The organism is Sphingobacterium sp. HSC-15S19 (assembly GCF_050433745.1).
GTDB classification, from domain to species: Bacteria; Bacteroidota; Bacteroidia; order Sphingobacteriales; family Sphingobacteriaceae; genus Sphingobacterium; species Sphingobacterium siyangense.
This window is the reverse complement of sequence record NZ_JBNPWQ010000003.1, coordinates 153,399-174,958: the sequence shown is the minus strand read 5'-3', so window position 1 is coordinate 174,958 and position 21,560 is coordinate 153,399. Positions and strand designations below refer to the sequence as shown.

Annotated in this window: 22 protein-coding genes; 5 read left to right on the top strand and 17 right to left on the bottom strand. The window is 36.6% G+C overall.

Annotated elements, in window-relative coordinates:
* Window positions 1-323: 323 nt before the first annotated feature.
* On the bottom strand, window positions 324-554 hold the full coding sequence (locus L1283_RS04025; RefSeq protein ID WP_070567291.1) for a hypothetical protein: 231 nt from the start codon (window positions 552-554) through the stop codon (window positions 324-326).
* 48 nt (window positions 555-602) lie between these two features.
* Window positions 603-1,184: a PD-(D/E)XK nuclease family transposase gene (locus L1283_RS04020; protein WP_333887772.1), complete on the bottom strand. Its 582-nt coding sequence runs from the start codon at window positions 1,182-1,184 to the stop codon at window positions 603-605.
* A 174-nt stretch (window positions 1,185-1,358) separates the two neighbouring features.
* On the opposite strand from L1283_RS04020, the gene L1283_RS04015 reads away from it, so the two are divergent.
* The gene (locus L1283_RS04015; protein ID WP_333887770.1) at window positions 1,359-2,558 is read left to right on the top strand and encodes a hypothetical protein; all 1,200 of its coding nucleotides are present in this window, start codon (window positions 1,359-1,361) and stop codon (window positions 2,556-2,558) included.
* Window positions 2,559-2,743: 185 nt separating this feature from the next.
* On the opposite strand, the gene L1283_RS04010 is transcribed toward L1283_RS04015, so the two are convergent.
* The 3 genes from L1283_RS04010 to L1283_RS04000 form a co-directional block, all read right to left on the bottom strand.
* Window positions 2,744-2,935, bottom strand: a complete 192-nt coding sequence (locus tag L1283_RS04010) for a hypothetical protein (protein WP_429625788.1) — start codon at window positions 2,933-2,935, stop codon at window positions 2,744-2,746.
* 238 nt (window positions 2,936-3,173) lie between these two features.
* Complete coding sequence (locus tag L1283_RS04005) at window positions 3,174-4,562, bottom strand: hypothetical protein (RefSeq protein WP_333887767.1); 1,389 nt, start codon at window positions 4,560-4,562, stop codon at window positions 3,174-3,176.
* An 85-nt stretch (window positions 4,563-4,647) separates the two neighbouring features.
* Window positions 4,648-7,440: a TonB-dependent receptor gene (locus L1283_RS04000; protein WP_333887766.1), complete on the bottom strand. Its 2,793-nt coding sequence runs from the start codon at window positions 7,438-7,440 to the stop codon at window positions 4,648-4,650.
* Between the two features lie 446 nt (window positions 7,441-7,886).
* Here L1283_RS04000 and L1283_RS03995 point away from each other — a divergent pair, with 446 nt between their 5' ends.
* The 3 genes from L1283_RS03995 (at window position 7,887) to L1283_RS03985 (ending at window position 10,579) form a co-directional block, all read left to right on the top strand.
* Window positions 7,887-8,528 (top strand): ABC transporter ATP-binding protein, encoded by a 642-nt coding sequence (locus tag L1283_RS03995; RefSeq protein ID WP_070567298.1) that lies wholly within the window; start codon window positions 7,887-7,889, stop codon window positions 8,526-8,528.
* 47 nt (window positions 8,529-8,575) lie between these two features.
* Window positions 8,576-9,970 (top strand): ABC transporter permease, encoded by a 1,395-nt coding sequence (locus L1283_RS03990; RefSeq protein ID WP_429625787.1) that lies wholly within the window; start codon window positions 8,576-8,578, stop codon window positions 9,968-9,970.
* A gap of 132 nt (window positions 9,971-10,102) precedes the next feature.
* Window positions 10,103-10,579, top strand: coding sequence for a hypothetical protein (locus L1283_RS03985; RefSeq protein WP_070567302.1), 477 nt, complete (start codon window positions 10,103-10,105; stop codon window positions 10,577-10,579).
* 84 nt (window positions 10,580-10,663) lie between these two features.
* On the opposite strand, the gene L1283_RS03980 is transcribed toward L1283_RS03985, so the two are convergent.
* The 9 genes from L1283_RS03980 to L1283_RS03940 all read right to left on the bottom strand — a co-directional run bounded on the left by L1283_RS03980 (window position 10,664) and on the right by L1283_RS03940 (window position 19,602).
* Window positions 10,664-11,380, bottom strand: a complete 717-nt coding sequence (locus tag L1283_RS03980) for a 16S rRNA (uracil(1498)-N(3))-methyltransferase (RefSeq protein WP_112374256.1) — start codon at window positions 11,378-11,380, stop codon at window positions 10,664-10,666.
* Window positions 11,381-11,397: 17 nt separating this feature from the next.
* Entirely contained in the window at window positions 11,398-12,711 is a 1,314-nt protein-coding gene (locus tag L1283_RS03975; protein WP_088160665.1) for a hemolysin family protein, read from the bottom strand.
* Between the two features lie 8 nt (window positions 12,712-12,719).
* Window positions 12,720-13,262 (bottom strand): inorganic diphosphatase, encoded by a 543-nt coding sequence (locus tag L1283_RS03970; protein WP_075991667.1) that lies wholly within the window; start codon window positions 13,260-13,262, stop codon window positions 12,720-12,722.
* 8 nt (window positions 13,263-13,270) lie between these two features.
* The gene (locus L1283_RS03965) at window positions 13,271-13,921 is read right to left on the bottom strand and encodes a DedA family protein (protein ID WP_075991666.1); all 651 of its coding nucleotides are present in this window, start codon (window positions 13,919-13,921) and stop codon (window positions 13,271-13,273) included.
* 143 nt (window positions 13,922-14,064) lie between these two features.
* Window positions 14,065-14,481 carry an HIT family protein gene (locus L1283_RS03960; protein ID WP_075991665.1) on the bottom strand — a complete coding sequence of 139 codons (417 nt, stop codon included), beginning with the start codon at window positions 14,479-14,481 and terminating at the stop codon, window positions 14,065-14,067.
* Window positions 14,482-14,719: 238 nt separating this feature from the next.
* Entirely contained in the window at window positions 14,720-15,193 is a 474-nt protein-coding gene (gene greA, locus L1283_RS03955) for a transcription elongation factor GreA (RefSeq protein ID WP_046674213.1), read from the bottom strand.
* A gap of 143 nt (window positions 15,194-15,336) precedes the next feature.
* Entirely contained in the window at window positions 15,337-16,035 is a 699-nt protein-coding gene (locus tag L1283_RS03950; RefSeq protein ID WP_046674214.1) for a response regulator transcription factor, read from the bottom strand.
* 15 nt (window positions 16,036-16,050) lie between these two features.
* Entirely contained in the window at window positions 16,051-17,709 is a 1,659-nt protein-coding gene (locus L1283_RS03945; RefSeq protein ID WP_088160664.1) for a sensor histidine kinase, read from the bottom strand.
* A gap of 12 nt (window positions 17,710-17,721) precedes the next feature.
* Window positions 17,722-19,602: an alpha/beta hydrolase family protein gene (locus tag L1283_RS03940; RefSeq protein ID WP_112374257.1), complete on the bottom strand. Its 1,881-nt coding sequence runs from the start codon at window positions 19,600-19,602 to the stop codon at window positions 17,722-17,724.
* Between the two features lie 177 nt (window positions 19,603-19,779).
* Between L1283_RS03940 and L1283_RS03935 the strand changes: the two genes are divergently transcribed.
* On the top strand, window positions 19,780-20,070 hold the full coding sequence (locus L1283_RS03935; protein ID WP_070567317.1) for a DUF4286 family protein: 291 nt from the start codon (window positions 19,780-19,782) through the stop codon (window positions 20,068-20,070).
* Window positions 20,071-20,090: 20 nt separating this feature from the next.
* Here L1283_RS03935 and L1283_RS03930 read toward each other — a convergent pair whose 3' ends face one another.
* The 3 genes from L1283_RS03930 to L1283_RS03920 all read right to left on the bottom strand — a co-directional run bounded on the left by L1283_RS03930 (window position 20,091) and on the right by L1283_RS03920 (window position 21,543).
* Window positions 20,091-20,441: a DUF983 domain-containing protein gene (locus L1283_RS03930; RefSeq protein WP_232475712.1), complete on the bottom strand. Its 351-nt coding sequence runs from the start codon at window positions 20,439-20,441 to the stop codon at window positions 20,091-20,093.
* A 109-nt stretch (window positions 20,442-20,550) separates the two neighbouring features.
* A complete protein-coding gene (locus L1283_RS03925; protein ID WP_070567322.1) occupies window positions 20,551-20,814 on the bottom strand; it encodes a hypothetical protein in 264 nt (87 codons plus the stop codon).
* A 27-nt stretch (window positions 20,815-20,841) separates the two neighbouring features.
* Window positions 20,842-21,543 carry an RluA family pseudouridine synthase gene (locus L1283_RS03920; RefSeq protein WP_070567324.1) on the bottom strand — a complete coding sequence of 234 codons (702 nt, stop codon included), beginning with the start codon at window positions 21,541-21,543 and terminating at the stop codon, window positions 20,842-20,844.
* Window positions 21,544-21,560 lie beyond the last annotated feature (17 nt).

The window sequence follows — 21,560 nt, the reverse complement described above, 5'->3', positions numbered from 1 at the left end:
TAAAGTAAATGCGGCAGTTGGAAAATTTAAAGACGCTCAAGCTGATCGATTAGGAAAATCATGTTACCAGCGCGGCCCTTTTTTATTCGGGAAAGCTATATTGGCTATAATGTCCACGTAGGCCGGCTGAAAACACCATCTTTTATCATCGATGACCGAAATGTTTAATAATGCTCTTTTTAATGTTATTGAAGATGCAATGCGTTTTTGAAAAACTAAATGAAATCAACATGATACAATCCAAGATTATTCAGACCATCTGTATCAAACGAAAAAGCCATCCTCTAAAGAATGGCTCTATAATATTTTATAAGCAAAAAATCCTATTTCAGCTCCTCCACCTGTTCGACAGTCAGTCTTAAAGCTTTAGCAATATCTTCTACAGCTACAACAATTTTCTTAAATTCTAACGCTGATTTAAGCTTTTCAGCTAATTTCTCAGCTTCGGCTTTGGCACGCTCTTCCAATCGGCCTTTCTCCATACCCTCCTTTTCAGCATACGCAATTGTAGCATTATAGACACGTTTCTGTTCTAAGCTTGATATGTATGACATCTTCTCTTCCAGCGTTAAATTTGCCAGTTCTCCTATAGCAAAACTAAGCTAAATTTCAATACGAAAGAAATTTAGCGATCTCTCATCCGCTTTATACATATTATTAAGTCGGATGAAAATACGCGATAACATTCTTTTATCCAAATACTTAGGTGATCCGTCCAGCTCATCCAGATGCTTCATCAGGTACATCCATTGATCTATGATTGTATCCAACCTGGACAGTGGCTTAATGAAATTGGGCAAGACAAACATCTTATAGCTCAGCTTGGGATAAAGAACTTCTTGGTCAAGTTCATCAAAGATCTTGGCACTGTAATAATATTTCGCCCTGTTCAATGGATCAAGCCGAAACCCCAGTACGGCAATAAAATATACCGGTGGCAGCTCATAATTATTTCCCGCAGTTGCTTTCTTGGTCAAGCGACTAATCGTTCGGGAGGTATAGCTTACCCCACGGTCAAAAATCACTTTCCGATCATACGGCAAATCGCCATCTTCTTCAACATTGCTGTAACTGAGATCCACGACCACATGCTCTCCCTCAAGCAGACTATTTAACAAATTGATTAAATTGTCTTTATTTTCCTCCCGTCCAAAATATAGCTTCCAGCCAAAATCAGAAAGCATACTAATGTATTTTGATGTTTTAGTAAAAAACACTCACAAATGAATCATATCCACAATATTTAGTAGAAATAACAGACTTATTGCAATCCCAAAAACATTTTTCAATAATCGGTATAAAAAGCAACTATAATTTGTTAAATTTACATTACATTAATGTTATCAAATTGTTAATAATTGAATATCAAAGGATACTATATTGCGTTTTTAACCATTTTATTTTGGTTAACCTACAGTCCAAAACTCGTTAGGGCGCAGCATCATGATTTCGATTTTTATGATGGCAAAGTATCTATTGATATTCCATCGTCCTTTAATATTCCATTCAATGACAGCCTAACCATAGCTCACATACAAAAATTCTATCAAATAGCTGATCAAACTAATTACATACAGCTTATAAATAGCCTTCTCGAATACAAAGATGAACATCATCTAAATGATTGGGTATATTATCAGCTGATTCGCCGCACCGCACAACAGATTGCTCCCAAAACGGAAAATTACACCCGCTACACATTATATAAATGGTTTTTAATGTGTAAATCTGGTTATGATGCCCGCTTGGCTGTGGGTAGTAATCAGATCATATTTTTCATTCAGAACAAAGAAGATATCTCTGATATTCCCTTTTTTGAAATTGATGGCAAGAAATACACCTGTTTAAACTTCCATGACTATGGAAAGCTCTTTCAACGCGCAGACACCTATATTCCTGTCAAAATTAAAGTGCCGGAAGCCATCAAAGATTTCAGTTACAAAATCACCAAACTACCCGATTTTGTACCAGCAAATTATAAAGAAAAGCAAATTGAGTTCAACTATGGGCATAAAGCCTATCATTTCAATGTCAAGTTGAATGAAGATATCAGTGATCTTTTTAAAAACTATCCTGGCGTAGATTTTGAAACTTATTTCAATATTCCACTCAGCAAAGAAACTTATCAATCACTGATTCCTGCGCTCAAGGAAAATTTAAAAGGAAAAAATCAGCAGGAAGGTGTCGATTATTTAATGCGGTTTACCAGATATGCATTCCTATACGAAAATGACGAAGAGAATTTCGGATCCGAAAAGCGCCTTTCTGCAGAACAAACTCTATTGAATAAATACAGTGACTGTGATGATCGTGTCGCCTTGTTTTTTTACTTGGTAAAGGAAATCTATAATCTCCCCATGATCACCTTGCTTTATCCCACTCATGTAACGATGGCCGTCCAATTTGAACATCCTATCGGTGAAGCTATTTTGTACAATGGAAAATATTATTCTGTCTGTGAACCTACACCACAAGCGCAAACACTAGATATAGGTCAATTGTCTGAGGAGCTTAAAAATCAGTCTTATCAAATTGTTTATCATTACGAGCCGAGATAAGCCTTTTCTTGGCATAAACAAACTATAAGAAAAAATGGTTTCATTAAATTAGATGCAAGTAAAGATCTACTTGCACCTAAATTTATCGCATTCCCTTAGATAGCCATTTTCCGGGTAAAAAAAGATTAAATCAATGTCAATTTCCACTGAGTTAGTCTTGGTAATAATCAAACTTTTTTGTCATATCACTGATACTTGGATTTGCATCTGATAAAATAGATCTTACCTCCTGCAGGAAGTTTTGAATGATCTAGGTTAGCTGTATATTCCTTATCCAAAATAGAATTATATTGCCCAAAACTCGAATTGGTAATTTCTTTAGAACCATCCAACCAAACAAATTGTCCTTTGATTTGTGTTCCAAGTCCAATTAGCATATTTGTTGGACACCAACTCCATGGACCACCTGAAGGATTAATAGCTCTCGTTAATGTCACATTATATTTCACTGTTGTAACCAAATAACTTGAATGGATAAGGTTATGTATTCGACAAATCAACCATTCATGAAAATGAGCTGCGATTGTTCATTGACCACCGTGAAAAATTGGTCAAAAAAAATCCTGCCAAGGCAGGATTTTCCATCTATTTTACTAAACTATAATTATCTATTTCTTAGAAAGAAGCACCAGTAGCAGCTACTGATCCTGATTTCAAGATAAAGTTTGGCGCTGTTAAACTATATGGATTAACCAAAAGATTTTTAGCTGCCGCATCGTCCAAGAATGTATTATTATTTGTAGTCAAATACGTTTTCAATAAATCAACAGTAGCAAATGAAGGTACTGTACCATCGGCTATAACGTCTCTACCTGCCGTAAATGATTGGTAAATGTTGTTTTTGATCAAAGATGTTTTATCTGTCAAAGCATCACCAGTTTCTTTATCGCGTATATCGATACCATAACGCATGTTGATAAAGATAGAGTTAGCAAGGATCATCTTACTGCCTCTTCTCCACAAATTTGCATACTCATGTTTTGGATCAACCTCTGTATTACCAGGTCCAACTAATGTCATATTTGATATAACAGGACGTGTTCTTGGAGAAGAATCAAATACTTTTTCCGAATTATCAGATTCAATACCATTTGATTGACCAGCTTGATCCGCTAATTTCGGATCTCTAAGACCTACTAAGAATTGAAGTTTTCCTGAGTAACCATTATCGAAATCGAAAACATCATCAATGTTTGCAGTAGAGACAAGGTGCTTAGCATTTACTGTACCACCAAACCACTCAAAAGAATCATCACCAGAATAAGCAACTTGAACGTATTCAACAGTTGTTTTAGAACCAACTGATCCAAATGTGACACCGTTAATCTCGTTGTTTGTTGTATAAGCAATACCTGGAAACTCAACACGTACATATTTAAGAACTCCTGAGTTATCATCAGCAATAGTTCCACCATGATTTCCGTATGGAACTGTTAAACCGCCTTCAATAAGACCTGTTCCACCTGGGATATTATTAGGTGCCTTACCTAAGATAATAATCCCGCCCCAATCACCTGGAGCTCTTGTACCAGCGGGTTGGTTTGAAGTAAATACAATTGGTTTAGCAGCAGTTCCTTCTGCATTGATTTTACCGCCCATTGTAACAACCAATGTTGCTTTAGTATTTTTATCTCCTCTAATTACTGTTCCAGCTGGAATCGTTAATGTAACACCACTTTTAATGTAAACAAAACCTTTTAACAAGTATGTTTTTGAAGCATCTAAAGTTTTATCTGCAGTTATTTCACCTGAAAGCTCCTCTGTAGCAGCAGAATATGCAGTTTTATTTGGTTCGTAATTAACCCATCCTGATGTCCAGTCAGTAGATCCAAATGCACCTTTGTAGGCTACTTTCTCAAAGAAAGAATCAGCAAGCGATTCATTTGAATCACCTGGGGTAACAGGAGGTTCAATTACCGAAGGATCACTCTTACTACAACTTGCAAATGCAGTTAAACCTGCCGCTAAAACAGCTAAAAGATTTAAGTTTAAATTCGTTTTCATTTTCATGTTTTATTTATACAAAAAGAATAATTTAATTTAACGATACAATTAACTCTATGTTAAGTATTTATGAATTAACAATAGACTACCAAAATTTATAAGTGATTGTAAGAGACACAGTAGATCCATATTTCTCAGCTCTATTGATATTATCTGTGTTTTTATTGAATGCTGCGTTTGGATCAGAACCTTTTGGTTTTTGATAGAAATAAGCTTTATTATTTAAAATATCACTATAATTTAATTTTACTTCGGCTCTGGAGTTCGCAAATCTTTGCGCCAATTGTAAATCAAGAATATTTCTAGAATATTCATAAATATCTGGATCTTCAGCATTACCAATTGCCCATATTCTTGGTCCCACTCTATTATACAAGAGTGTAATCGCTGTCGTATTTGGATTTTTGGTCGTATACGATAATCCAGCATTGATTAGATAAGGTGATTGTCCTTGTAGTTTTCTTTTACCTGTTGAGTTCACAGTAGTTGGAACAATAACTTTCGAATAAATGTATGATCCATTCGCGTTGATGACAAAATTATCCAATCGCTCATCAATGAATTTCAGATTCTTTCTTACTTCTGCTTCCACTCCAAACACATCCGCAGACTTTGAATTGGTATAATTAAATGAACGGCCTGAGTTTCCTAATTGTAAAGCTTGTTCGATCGGATTTTCAAAATATTTATAAAAAGCTCCCACCGATAAAACTTCACCAGCTGTTGGATAATACGCATATCCCAGATCAAAATTTGACGTTTTTGATTGTTTCAAATTGGGATTTCCACGAACGTTCATGTTTTTATTGAAGTCATAAAATGGGAAAGGTGCCATTTCTCTAAACTCCTGTCTTCCCACCGTTTGTGAGGCTGCAAAGCGAAAACTTTGCTTACTATCTAAATTATAGATTAAATTCAACGATGGTAGTAGTGAAATTGTCGTTGTGTCGACACCTACTGGATTGCCATTGTCTTCACTATTCAATTTCAAATTATATGACTCAAGACGTGCTCCAGCAATTACCCTCAATTTCTCCATCACAAATCCATCATACATCAAATAGCCTGCGTTCAAAAATGCTTTCGCATCATAATGATCACCACCGTTGGTTATTTCATTTAATATAAAGCCGTTTGGACGAATATTGGCTTGATCAAAAATTTTGTCTTGCGGTAGTTTCAGCAAACTCGCATCAAAGTTTCCATTTCGAATAAATCCGATTACCCTTGCATTAAAATTTCTGTCACGCAATTGATTGAAATAACCTGCTTTTAATTTATCATTTTCCGAGAATAAACGGATCGGTAATGTCAAATTTAAAGCCCCACCATACGAATTCTCAGTCATTGTCGAATTGAAATTACCTGCTCTGTCCGCTGTAGATGAACTGGTCGCAGAAATCGATGCAATACCATCTTTTGAATATTCCATCCGCTTATAACCGGGCTCATCTCTATCCGTACGACCATAATTCAAGGACCAATCCAATTTTAATTTACTGTTATCTGAAAGGATATGTTCACCAGATAATTGATTTGTTAAAATAGATCGTTGTAATAGATAATCTCCCGTGCGATAAAATTCACTCCCCGAATCATCTTTTCCTTCACGGAACGTAAATTGATTCTCTAAAATTCGATTATATAAGTTTTTGAAAGAGATTTTGTTTGACTTCCAAGAATACGCGAAGTTTGCAAGGGCTCCTAAATTTGTATTGTAACTATATTGATCGTCATGGAATACTTCTGGCAACGACTGGCCAACATACGCTTTTTGGTCTGCTTCGCGTTTCCTTTGGTCGTAACGATAAGTCAATGAAAAAATAGCTCCAAATTTAGAATCATCTTTAAAATTCTTAGTGGAACCGTAATTCAGTTGAAAATTAGGCGTTAATGTTGACTTCTTCGTATCATAACCCCAATTGTTTTTAAACAATTTAGAATACTCAAAAATTTCATTTGAATTATTTTGTAAAGATTGAAAATCCTTTGTGGAAGGAAAACCTTTAGGAATTTCACGGTCACTTCCTGCAAAACCAAACGCTTCACCACCAGCTCTTTTTGCTGAGGTAAAATCTTTAAATGTGGATTGTGTATTATAAGATGTACCTATGGATGCATCAAAGAAATTTTTCTCTGGAAAATCTTTAGTATTCACTTGAACTACACCTCCGGAAAAATCAGCAGGGATATCTGGGGTTGCAGTTTTATTAATTATGATTGATTCAATTAAATTTGAAGGAATGATATCAAAAGAAAAAGCACGTTTATCTACTTCTGTATTGGGTAAAATCGCATTATTCAACATAGCTGAATTGTAACGATCACTCAGCCCCCTTACAATAACATATTTATTATCTTGGATACTAGCACCACTTACACGCTTAATTGCCTCTGACGTATTTCTATCTGGACTTCTCTTAATTTGTTCGGTCGAAATACCACTGGAAATTCTAGCACTATTTTTTTGCTGCGAGTACAAAGCACTTATCGACTCTTTTTTGAAAGTTCCCGTAACAACAACCTGATCCAATACAGTTCCCCCAGTATTATCGAGTACTACATCTAGCGTCGTAACATCCTTATCCTTTATCTCTACATCAGTAATTTGCTTAGTAGCAAAGCCTACATAACTAAATTCTAATGTATACTTCCCTGCAGGTACTGCAGGAATATTATAATTACCAGTCACATCTGAACTTCCCACTCTCGCCGTACCGAGTACCTTAACAGTCACCCCTGTGATTGTTTCACCTGTTTTGACATTTGTTACTTTACCCGCCACCTTTCCACTGCCCTGTGCATAAACTGTTGTTGACGCAGCTACTGCTAGCGTTACGACTGCAGCGATTCTTTTAAGTTGTAATTGTGGTTCCAATTTATTTGTTTTTTGTTTCTGCAAAGCTATTAGCAGAATATTAGATTAACATTAACAACAAATTACCATTGCGTAAACCAGTTGTTAAATTAATGTTACTTACCTCCTGTTTTTTTTGATTTTCAGCAAAAAAGGCCTTTTAATGCTATTTATACGAATATTTACCCCCCTTAAGCGGTCAGCATATTAATGAAGTGTAAGAAAATTATTAAGCACTTAATTTATTAACACAATAAGGTTATTTTTCTAAATTACACTTTAATGAATGCCATTTACGGCCTTATATAGATAAGTGGTACTGCTAGTTGAGAGAGACCGATCATCTTCCATTGCCAACTGTTAACTCACTGCAGTAAATTGCTTTTTATATGCAATATAATTGCAATTATATTGCATATAAAAAGCAATTTATCTAAGTTTGAATATATTTTCAATTTCTGATCCTCATGAGCACTCCAATCGTATCGACTACACAGTTATCATTTCAGTATCCTAATTCAACGCCAATTGAATTTCCAGATATTCACATCGAGAAAGGTCAGCATACGCTGTTATTAGGGGATTCGGGTTCTGGAAAAACAACGTTACTTAATATATTAGGAGGCTTGTCACGACCAGAGACAGGTCTAGTCAAAATAAATAACCAAGACCTATCCTTATTATCAAACAGCAAATTGGATCAGTTTCGTGCGCAATATATCGGATTTATATTCCAAGAAGCTCACCTCCTAAGAAATTTAACACTTTTGGAAAACATCAAGTTGGCACAGTCTTTAGCAGGGAAAAGAATAGACCTTAATGCAATACATTTCATATTGACGCAACTGCAATTAGATCAAAAAAGTGATGCCTACCCGAACGAATTGAGTCGCGGCCAATTACAACGTGCTGCTATTGCACGCAGCATCATTAATAAACCAGCTCTACTTATTGCTGACGAGCCAACTGCCGCTCTAGATGACAACAATACCTACAGGGTATTAGAACTGTTATTATCGATAGCTGACACTGCAGGATCGACTTTATTGATAACAACACACGACAAGAGAATAAAAGATCAGTTCTCCAAAATGTACCTTTTAAAATAATTGTTTTACTTTAATTTACGCGTCACCCTTAGTTTTTAGAATTTGTTATGAACACGATACAATTGGTTTGGAAAAATTTAATTAGGCAGTTTGGCTCGGTCTTTCTAAGCATTCTGTTAACGGCGTTTGGAATTTCCATCCTTGCCGTGCTTTCAATTACCGGCGAAACTTTTGAAAAGCAGCTTGACAATAACAGTAAAAATATTGATTTGGTTGTTGGAGCCAAGGGAAGCCCCCTTCAATTGATCTTATCAAGTATTTATCATATTGACAATCCAACCGGCAATATCCCACTGGACGAACTGGAACCATTACGCCAAAATCCCCTTGTTCAGCTTGCAGTGCCCCTATCTTTAGGTGACAATTTCAAAGGCCATCGCATTGTTGGAACAGATTCATCTTTCTTAGCTATTTATGAAACAGCAATAACTGAAGGCCGTATCTGGCAAAATAACTTTGAAGTAGTCATTGGTGATCAAGTTGCAAAAAAACAACAGCTCAAAATTGGCGATCAGATCCATAGTTCACATGGCTTGAGCAAAGATGGACATCATCATGACGAACATCCGTTTACCATTGTTGGTATTCTAAAACATAACAATAACGTTACCGATAACTTAATACTAACCAACTTAGAAAGTGTTTGGGATGTACATGGCATTGCACATAAACATGAGCATCAAGAAACAGCAGTAGAGAAAGAATTACGGGAACGCCAAGAAGACCGGGAGGAAACCCTCAAAGCACATCTGCACCATCATGGTGAAGATATAGCAGAAAATTCATCTGCTCCAGCCCAAACGAACGAAAAAGAACATCAGGAGCAGGAAGACCATCATGAGCACGCAGAGGAAGGCATGTTTGTGAAGTCAATAGGTGCCGACATGGTAAAACAGAATGGACTGGAAATAACCGCCATTCTACTAAAATATCAATCTCCTGCAGCGATCGGAATTTTGCCAAAATTGATTGATCAGCAAACAGACATGCAGGCCGCATCTCCCGCCATGGAAAGCACTCGTCTATTCTCGTTATTAGGCGTAGGGATAGATTCTTTATCGATACTCGCTTATGTAATTATGTTTATTGCAGGTTTAAGCGTCTTTATTAATTTATATAACGCATTAAAGCAACGTAAATACGATCTTGCCATCATGCGTACGCTTGGAGCCTCCAAAGGAAAACTCTTTGCCATTGTGCTTCTTGAAGGACTAATCATTACGATTCTTGGTGGGTTAATTGGGCTTATAATGGCACATCTAGCGCTTTACTATATCAGTAATCAGACAAGTCAAAGCGCCGATTTTATAGAGGCTTTTACACTTCATCCTAAAGAACTGATTTTCTTGTTTGTTGCTTGTCTAATAGGTATCTTCGCAGCACTTATTCCGGCGATCAAGGCCTACAGGACAAGTATTTCTGGAACACTATCAAATAAATAAGTTTAACTAAGATTACACAACGACAAAAGATCGCAATAAGAAGAGCAGCTTATCCTCTAGGCAGGAAAACGGAAAATACATTCGAACAGCTTCTCGATACATAACACTCGATACATAACAATAGCATAACACATGAAAAAAACACTGACAGTATTCTTATTTATATTATTCTGTACCATACAGTCCCAAGCCCAAATAGGCAATAATCCGGATGTTCCCGATCATACACCTATGATGAACAAAACTTGGGAAGCAATTGATAAAATGGCTTATAAAGTAACTTATAATGGGGCAAAGAAAGTATATACTCCTTTCTACCCAAAAGAACTTAAAGCGCTTGAAAATAAAATTGTTGAATTACCAGGTTATATGGTTCCTCTTCATAGTGGTCGTAATCATAAAAACTTTATGATGTCTGTATTACCCGTGATGCAATGCCAATTCTGTGGATCCAACGGAATACCACCAATGGTTGAAGTAACATTAAAGGGCAATGCAATAAAATTCTCTGAAGATCCGATTAAATTAAAAGGGAAAATGATCTTTACCAAAGATCCGCTTAAAGGAAATGCTGAAATCCAGATTGTAGATGCAGAACCAATAAAATAAACTAGCGTCTATTATTAAACCATTAAATGGGCTTTGCAGATCTCTCACAGCCCATTTAGTGGGCCAGGGTCCGTCTTTTATCCCCTATCCTCTATTCAGCAGGGAAACTTCCATACAAGCTGCTAAAGCAGCCGTTTCGGTTCTTAAACGCGCTTCTCCCAACGAAATCGGATGAAACCCCATCTGTAGTGCCAAATCAATTTCCTCTTCAGAGAAATCTCCTTCCGGACCAATGAGGATAATATAATGCTGGTCTGGCTCCAAAACCTGGTTTAAATACTTCTTTTCAGCGTCAACACAGTGTGCAATTGCCTTTTGAACACCTTCTTTTGGGATTTCCCTCAAAAACTGTTTAAACGATACTGCTGGATTTAGCTTCGGAAGATAGGCTTTCAACGATTGTTTCATCGCTGCAACAACCACCTTATTTAGACGATCTAATTTCACCTCTTTTCGCTCAGAATGCTCACAGATAACTGGAGTTATTTCTTGAATTCCAACCTCAGTCGCCTTTTCCAAAAACCATTCGATGCGATCAATATTCTTCGTTGGACCAACAGCAATATGCAAATGATATTTTGGCCGCTGAAACTCCTCCTCAACATTTAAGATCGTGATAACAGTACGTTTGGGGTGAGGGTCAATAATTTGAGCTTCGTACAAACCACCGCGACCGTCTATGAGATGTAAACGATCACCAGTATCCATACGAAGCACACGAATAGCATGTTTACTTTCTTCTTCACTAAGGATAAAATTTTCTAATGAAGGGTTTAAATCCGGTGTAAAAAATAACTGCATGTGCTTTCGTTATTGTTTTATTCTTCTGTATCATCATCGGCCGATTCGACCAATTCCAATTTGACAAACTCTATGTTCTGCTGGGCCTTACGGATAATAGTGAATACGTAACCATATTCTTCTTTACGCTCACCGACTTCAGGAATCTTATCAAAGATTTCGCTCACCAGACCGGACATCGTATCGTAATCCTGACTCTCGGGTAATTCTATCGGGAGAAATTCATTCACATCATGAATACTAGCGCCTGCATCGACCATATATTCCGTTTCCGAGATACGTTCGACAACTGGAGTTTCCTCATCGTATTCATCCTGAATCTCACCAACAAGTTCCTCAACAATATCTTCCAGGGTAACCATACCCGCAGTTCCACCAAATTCATCCAATACAATCGCTAACTGTAGACGCTTTTGCTGGAACTCAGCCATTAGATCATTGATCTTCTTCGTCTCAGGAATGAAATAAGGTTTGCGCATGATATTTCTCATGACAACCTCTTTTCCTTTAGCTAAGAGGGGTAAAATATCTTTCGTATGGACAATACCAACGATTTGATCAATATTATCCTCATAAATTGGCAGACGAGAGTACCCTTCTTCAGTCATGGTTTCTATCAGCTCAGAGGCATCAGCCGTGACCTCCACAGCCACAATTTTGGTACGAGGTACCATAATATTCTTAACGATACGTTCGTTAAAATCAAATACATTTTTGATCAACTCGTGCTCAGAAATATCCAAAGCACCAGACTCTTTACCTTTATCCAAAAGATATTGCAACTCTTCAGAAGAGTGCGCAGATTCCCCTTTAGTAACTTCAAATCCTAAAATCTTCAACAGAAAATTAGCGAAACCATTTAAAATCCAAATAAATGGTCTAAAGATAAAGTAGAAAAATTGCAGTGGAACCGCAATTTTCATTGTTGTTGCAACAGGTTTTTGAATCGCAATTGATTTAGGAGCGAGCTCTCCAAATACAATGTGTAACACGGTAATAATCGTAAAAGCCAATATATGACCTGCATTCGTCGCGATTGTACCTGTCAATTCAACACCGAAAAAACCTAGTACCCCCTGCACAATTTGGGTCATTACAGCCTCTCCTACCCAACCTAAGGCCAGTGAAGAAAGTGTAATACCCAATTGTGTAGCGGCCAAATAACCATCCAAATGCTCCGTTATACTTTTGGCTATTGTAGCAACTTTGCTACCTGTTTTTGCCTGAACTTCAATTTGGGAGACTCGGACCTTGACAATAGCAAATTCTGCCGCGACAAAAAAGCCGTTGGCCAATACTAAAAACAATGTCCAAAATATATCGAGCGCCATGCTTGGGGTTATTTGTTAACAAATTCTTTTTTGTACAAATCGATAGCCTCGATCAAGATTCTTTGTGCTTCTTCACGTCCTTTTACACCCTCAACAATGACATGCTTCTTTTCAAGTGCTTTATAACTCTCAAAGAACTGTACAATCTCCTTCATGGTATGCGGAGGTAACTGATCAATATCTTTAATGTAATTAAAAACGGGATCATTTTTAGCTACCGCAATAATTTTATCATCTTGTTCTCCACCATCAACCATATTCATCACACCAATGACCTGTGCTTCAACCAATGTTAATGGTAAAATATCCACTGAACAAATGACCAAAATATCCAAAGGATCTTTGTCATCGCAATAAGTCTGTGGGATAAAACCATAATTGGCAGGATAAACGACAGATGAACTCATTACTCTGTCCAAAAGCAACAAACCAGTTTCTTTGTCTAATTCATACTTTCCTTTGGATCCGTTTGTAATCTCAATGATAGCATTTACGGCATTTGGAACATTCTCACCTGGAGAAACCATGTGCCAAGGGTTTTGTTTACTCATTTTTTATTTTACTGTATATTTTGTTTGTTTCTTTTATCTTTTATACGCTTTTTTAACAACGTTATTGCAATTGGTAAAAATGCGATCACAATCATACCAACGACAACATATTCTACATAATGTATAATCCAAGGGAACTCAATACCAAGGAAATATCCAGACAGGGTCAATACAAGTACCCAAATGGCAGCTCCGGCAACATTATACAGAACGAACTTCTTAAAATCTAATTTTACAACACCTGCAAAGATAGGTGCAAAAGTACGAACTATTGGAACAAATCTTCCTATAATTAAAGCAGTTCCACCATATTTATGGTAAAATTCTTCGGCCATGACCACATATTTTCGCTTAAAGATGAAACTATCTTTTCGCTTAAACAGCATCGGCCCCGCTCGATAACCAAACCAATACCCTGTAAAATTCCCTAACACTCCCGCTATAAACAAGCCCAAACAAAGCGTGTATATATTAACGTCAATTTTATTTAGCGCGCAAAATAATCCTGCAAGAAATAATAAATAATCCCCAGGTAGAAAAAATCCAAAAAATAGGCCCGTCTCAGCAAATACAATTAAGATAACCAGATAAAACCCTCCTGAACTCAATAGCTCCTCCGGGTTTAATAATTGTTGAAATGACAACAAGAGTTCATGCATAACCTTTAGTAAAAATCAATGTTGCGTTCCTTTTTTAGAACAACTTCCACGCTTATCTCTGTACAAATTTGAAACGACAAGGTACAAATATAGCATTCTTCTAAAAAACGAACGTAAATCAAGTGTAATATAATCCTTTCTAATTATTGATTTTGAGCAGTTATACTGACGATAGACTCGCGAATAGTAGTCGCAATTTCATGAAGTTCGTCCTCTGCCAAGCTCAATTTAGGTCCAGCAAAGTTTAAATCACTAATTTTATTAATAGGCACCAAATGTATATGTGCGTGAGCCACTTCTAAACCAACAACTGCAACACCAACTTTTACACAGGGAATTACCTTTTTAATACCTTGAGCAACAATCTTAGCAAAGACCCAAAGCGCCATATATTCATCATCTTCTATATCAAAAATGTAATCGGTCTCTTTCTTAGGGATCACAAGAACGTGCCCCTTAGCCAATGGACTGATATCCAAAAAAGCTAGAAAATCATTACTTTCTGCAACTTTGTAAGCTGGGATCTCCCCAGCAACGATTTTTGAAAAAATTGTCGACATATTATTCTAATCTTGGAATAAATCTTTTAAACAATAATTAGCAAAAAACAGACTTTAAAATGCAAAGCCTTCGGTATGTTAGCAATTAAAAATTTAACTGCAGATTTTATCACACCCTGTTTTTCTACTGCCAACAAATATAAACAAAAAAGGTCGCGATTACTATATCACGACCTTCTTAATATAAAGTTAATTTGTGGATGTGCGGTTATGGCATACCGCACATAACCGACATATATTATCTTGAAATCTCTACGATCTCGAATTCAATTTTACCGGCAGGCACTTCAATAACAGCTGTATCACCTTTCGATTTTCCCAACAAACCCTGGGCAATAGGAGATTTAACTGAAATCTTGCCCGACTTCAAATCTGCTTCTGACTCCGCCACCAATTGATAAGTCATTTCAGCACCATTCTTTTTGTTCTTGATCTTAACAATCGATAAGGCCAAAACTTTAGATGTATCCAATTTGGACTCATCAATTAAACGTGCAGTCGCCAATGTATTCTCCAAATTGGCAATTTTAGCTTCGTGAAGCCCCTGAGCTTCTTTAGCTGCATCATACTCTGCATTTTCTGACAAATCTCCTTTGTCTCTAGCCTCTGCAATAGCATTGGCAATTTTAGACCTTCCTTCCGTCTTCAGATAAGCCAATTCTTCTTTAAGCTTACGCAATCCTTCTTCCGTAAAATAAGTTACTTCTGCCATAATTTTATCTTTTTTCTTATTTTCTACTTTTTAAAAAAGAAACAAGACCATATTTCCCTCGTCAGGAAACATGGTCTTGCTTTGAATCTATACGAAGATAATAATTGTTTTCAACAAAACAAATTCTTACCCGTTAAATAAAATTAAATCTCTTCCTCATCAACAAATTTATACCCCAGCCCCCGAACTGTTTGTAGATAATGTGGCTTATCTGGATTTGTTTCGATCTTTTTCCTTAAACGAACCACATGCATATCCAAAGTACGTGTGTTGACATTGGAGCTATAACCCCAGACAACCTCCATTAACTCCTCGCGTGTAATCTCCCGGCCTAAGTTTTGTAAAAAATGAAGCAAAATTCGGTTTTCCAAAATGGTCAACTCAACTTTCCTTCCGTCACGTATTAAGGAATGAATATTCGGATGATGTTCCGTTTGCCCAAATTTATATACTTCGGGACTGTTCTTAGGTAAGAAAAATTTCACCTTATTATCGATCATAGCAATAAGCACATCCATATTGAATGGCTTACTAATGTAATCAGTCACACCAAAGCTATAGGCTTCAATTTTGTCCACATCTTGAGACTTCGCTGTCATCATGATAATGATATTCTCAAACCCGGCTTTACGGACATCTTCACAGATTTCGTTGCCTTCTTTTCCTGGAAGCATCCAATCCAACAAAACCACATCGGGTCTCTTTTCCAAGATCAAACTTTCCGCTTCATTCCCATTTCCACTCTGAATGACCTGATAGCCTTCGGATTCCAATCGATGTTTTACCAAGAACCGTAAGTTCTCATCATCTTCAATAACAGCAACAGTGATGTCTTTATTCATATTTAAATTTATTTTTTAAACCGGAAATACCAAGGTAAAGGTGGTCCCCTGTCCCAATTGACTTTTTACTGTAATATCACCGCCTATAAATTCGGTAATCTCTTTACAGAAAGCCAAGCCCAAACCGATACTTCCTTGCTGATTATATTGACTTTTTATTCTATAAAACTTTTTGAAGATGTTGTTAAACTCTGCCTTCTCAATACCTATTCCTTCATCCTTAAAAGTGATAACAAAATTCTTCTTGTTTTGTTGTATCGCAATATCTAAGATTTTATGCCCCGCTTTCGAATATTTATAGGCATTATCGATCATATTTTGAAACACACTACTTAACAGTACCGGATCTGCAAGCATTGATGTCCTTACATCAATTTTTGTGCTAATCTTGAAATCCGCATATTTTATTCTTGACGAAGCTACTAGATTTTCGGTAAATTCCTCCAAATCAACTTCTTCTTTATTTAATTTTATGGTTTTATTTTCGATCTGACTAAAAGACAACAGCTTATTCATCAAGTTATTTAATCGGTCTGCCTCCTGATCTAATATATTTCCATACATTTTCCGCTCTTCATCAGAGAGTACCTGCGCACTCTTAATATTATTTCCAGCAATTTTAATAACACTCACAGGCGTCTTAAACTCGTGGGTAAGATTATTGATGAAATCGTACTGCAATTTAAAAAGTCTTCCGTTAATTTCTAAATTTCTATAAATTAAATATAATATTGCAATCAAAATAATATAAATCAGGGATACCCCTCCCAATACCGGCCAAAAACTGCGATTTATCTCTTTTGACAGAAAACTTTTACTCGACCTAAAAAGAAGTTTGTAGTCTGCTAAGGCTCCAGGTAACGGCATCTCCGTTGAAATCTCGTCATTTTCCGGCGTGATCGGAGCACCAACCAGTGGCACTATTTCTACTTTCTCATAAAGATTTGAATAACTATTTTTTACTTCCAGATACATTGGATCAATCTGAAAATTGAACATATCCTGTTCATATCCGACAGTATGATCCAAATTACCTTCCATAATAGACTTATAGACTATTAAGTCGTTGACCCTTGGAATATTCAGATAGGTAATCTGTCCAGGTCTTATGGTATAAAAAACCTTCAGAATATCCTTATCAGAAAGCTTGGCATTCGGTTGCAATTTATCGATATAAGTTGCCAGCTTCACACCAATATTATTAATCTCTTCGGAATGCAAGCCCATCTGCCCTCGATCCCGAATCGTATTTTTATTCAGGCCAGACCTGGAAACGGTAAAAAAAGTAATGGTTTTCGGTTGAATTCTAAGGTTATTAACAATAAAACCATAGTTCAAGTTATGATCATTATTAAATTGTAAATCAAAAAAACCAATTTCTCTAACGAATGGGTAGGAACTTAATATACTATATGCATATTTTCCCGCCTGGACTGAATCCAAAAAACCTTGATAAAAAGATACTTCAGGAATTCTATTCTGAAAAAAATCATTGAAAGGGACTAAGGTTTGATCAAATATCTCCGATTTCCGATTGGTAAATTCGTTCTTAATATGCGATTCTGTATAATTACGCGAAAGAAAAAGGGCAAATATATACAGACCACTAATCACGATGAAAAACATCAACAATAATCCGTAATTTTTTCGATAGCTATATTTCTCTGCTTTCATAATCTCCCGCCCTTAGTCTACAAGATATTTCGCCAAAAATCGCTCCAACTCATTATAGTAACCAAAGACATTCTCGTCCCGTTTAAAAGTTCTATCCTCGTCCTCTTTTAGGATGTATTGTACGGGAATATTATTATTCTTTAATTTCTGTACAAATTGATTTGCATCTGTTACCGAACTAAACCGATCCTTTCCTCCCTGTACCAATAGCACCGGTATCTTTACTTTATCCGAATGAAATACAGGTGAAATATTTTTAAATAGCTCAGCCTCCCGAATCGGATTCCCAACTACTTGATACATTTTCTGCACATACGATTTAAAATATGGCGGTATATCTCTAAAGTAAGTGAACAGATTGGTATAGCCGGAATAAGACACGGCACATTTATAAAGATCAGAATTAAAACAAGCAGCGTGTAGCGCCGAATAGCCTCCGAAACCTTTCCCTACAATAGCGACACGTTCCCGATCAGCAATTCCTTCTTTAATCAACCATTTTACTCCATCAGTAATATCATCCTGAATCTTCCCGCCCCATTCCTTAAATCCCGCAGTCCAAAACTTCTTACCAAAACCGGTCGATCCCCTATAGTTCATCTGAAAAACCAAATAACCCCTGTTCGCCAAAAACTGCGCTTCGTTATCGAATCCCCAAACCTCCCGTCCGTTAGGTCCATCATGGGGCAATACAACCATAGGCAGATTTTTGCGATTGGAATGAATGGGATAAGTTAAATAACCCGAAATCTGAATGCCATCTCTCGCCGTATAAGTGATATACTCATTTGGAGAAAGTTCTTTGTCTTTTAGATCGGAATTATTATCTGTTAGCTTCGTTAATTTTTGAGTCGAAAAATCATAGAAATAAATCCCGCCCGGGTTTACGTCCGTATAGGTTTTGATAATGACCTTGTTCCCCGAAATATCAGTATTCAATACCTGAAACTCAAAGCCATCAATCTGCTTCGACAATTGATCATATTTCTTTTTGGTAGCCTCATCAAAAAAATGTCTGTTCTGTCTTGATGTGCTATAATTGACAAATAACAGCTTATTCTGTTCAGTGAAATACCCCCCAGGGCTCACGTCAACATCTTTATGACTATATAGCTCGCCCAGCTCTTTTTGGTTTACTAAATCATAACTTACCAAGGCCAGTTTATCCCTGTCTATATTGGATAAAGCATAAATGATGGCATTTGAACTATCCTTATAACCCAGTGGAGTAAAACTACTTTCAACATCACATCGTATAATCTCTTTAAATGGTTCTTTTTCTGAACTTCTATAGAGCACAGATTGCTGTACAGAATCGTTGGCCACAGCCAATCGTACCTGCCCATCATTAGATACAACCCAGGAGCTCATATTTCCCGGATTCTGTAAAACCAATTCCCGAGGCCTCCCGTCTAAATAGATACGATAAAGGTCAAAAAAAGAAGAGTCTCTATCGTTGATTCCCGCTATAAAACTATCACCTCCGGTCGCCATAGCATGAATCCATCGAAACCGACCTCGTACCGGTTTAATCAATGGCCAAATCTTTTCTGTGTTGATGTCCACAGCATATAAACGTAAACTGTCCTGCGAAGATTGTTCCGTCAAAAAGGAAATTTTTGAATCATTGTTCCAAGCGAAGGATTTTACATTAATATCATTTTGATAAGTAAGCTGTTTGGAACTATCCTTATTGATCAAATCTATTAAATAGATATTTTTGCAATGATTATCTAAGCCAATGTAAGCGATAAATCGACCATTTGGAGAAATCTTAAAATTTGATTTTTCAGGTGTAGAAAAAAATTGATTTATTGGAATAAGATCAACACTATGTCGTTGACACCCCAACATGATCATGGCAGAAAAAAACAAACCTATCCAAAATTTCATCCTCATAATCCCAAATACATCCTTATCATTTATTCCAAATATTGCAATTAAATACGGAATTGTATGAAATGCAACCTTATTTTTACAAGATATAGTAATTAAATGTAATATTCAAACTTATCTCGGTTCTGTCCTTTAGAATCTTTTTTATCGCAGAAAAATAGCGTATTTTTGCATATGTTTTTATACAATGTCTCCGTTATAGCAGAAGAAACAATCCATCAAGAGGTCGTTTCATGGATTCAGGATAATATCGTGCAATCCCAAAAATTTCAAGTGCATTTTCTGGAAATGCTACAGTCTCCACACGAAGGTATGACCTACTGCATTCAAGTTATACTCCCTACAGAAGACCATATAGCAGATTTTCAGCAAGTGCATCTAATTCCATTACAACAACTCATTTCGGAAGTATATAAAGACAAGGTGTTCCTTTTCGACAGTACCATGAAGTATCTAAAAAAATAAAAGAGCTCTGTAGAGCTCTTTTATTTTTTTATTTCATTAATATCGTTACCATCTTCTTCAAAGTTCTTATTATTCTTTTCACCTATCTCTGCCGCCAATTCATAGCGCGGATCATAACTGATTTTTGGCGTTAAAAAATGAAGTAAAATCAAACGGGCATATCTAAAATTAAAAGGTGCGAAGACCAAAATGGTTACAGCTAGACCAATCAGATAAGACCAAGGAGACTCGCTTCCTGTCAAAATTGCGATAGCAACAGATACAGTAACAATCTCAGCGACAGACAAAGCATAACTCACATACATGGCAGCATAGAAATACCCCGGCTCAACCTCGTACTTGACACCACAATAAGGGCAAGTATCATTCATATGCTGCTTGTGTAAACTGTATACCTTTCCTACAAATACATTACCAATATGACACTTCGGACATTTGGAATGTATCATTGCATGGAATTTGGATGTGGGCATTAAGAATCTATTTTATTTCGTTTAAAAATTTCTTTGTTACGGGGTTCTTCTTGCGGTATTTTTTATACCATAAATAACCAAGGCCCGCCGCGGCTAGATAAGGTATTACCAATAGAAACAAAATACCGTCATTCAGACCTCTTCCTTGCATATTTCCTTCCTTCGTAGAATTCTCAGCGTTCAATGTACACATCGCACACTGTCCGTACGAAACAGACACAGCCGAGCAGCTTAAGGTAAATATTAGGAGTAAATATTTAAACCATTTCATAGCACAAAGGTACTGAAATTTTAACGATTAGCGTGCCAAAGATTCAAATTTATCCCAAAAGCCATCTTTCGGCAAAGAAGCGATCAATTCCATCTTATCCTTTTTTATTGGATGCGTAAAGGTCAATGAACGAGAATGTAAACAAATACTGCCCAAAGAACTGCCTCTTGGATATCCATACTTATTATCACCAACAATAGGACATCCCATCGCTGCAAGTTGCGCACGAATCTGATGTGTACGACCTGTTAAAGGCTCTACGCGCAGCAAATAGAATCCATTCAACTCACCCACCAATGTATAATCCAACTCGGCATAACTTCCGCCTTTCACCTCGCGTGGAAAGGCCTTTGTTACCCTTGTTTGTCTATTCCGAACCAACCAATTGATAAGTTTCCCCTCAGTTTTTCGCGGACGCTGTCTAACGATTGCCAAATAGGTCTTTTTCACATGTCTATCCTGAAAAAATTTATTCATTCGCTCTAGCGCCTTGCTTGTTTTGGCGAACAAAATCATACCACTAACAGGTCTATCTAATCGATGAATAACACCAACAAATGCTTCATTTGGCTTATCATATTTCTTTTTCAAATATACTTTCACCATATCTTCTAAAGATAGGTCTCCTGTTTCATCCACCTGCACAATATCCCCGGCTTTCTTATTTATAGCGATGAGATGATTGTCTTCGTAAATGACGTCTTTATCGGTTATTTCGCTGTGATTCATTTCTTTCAAATATAAAA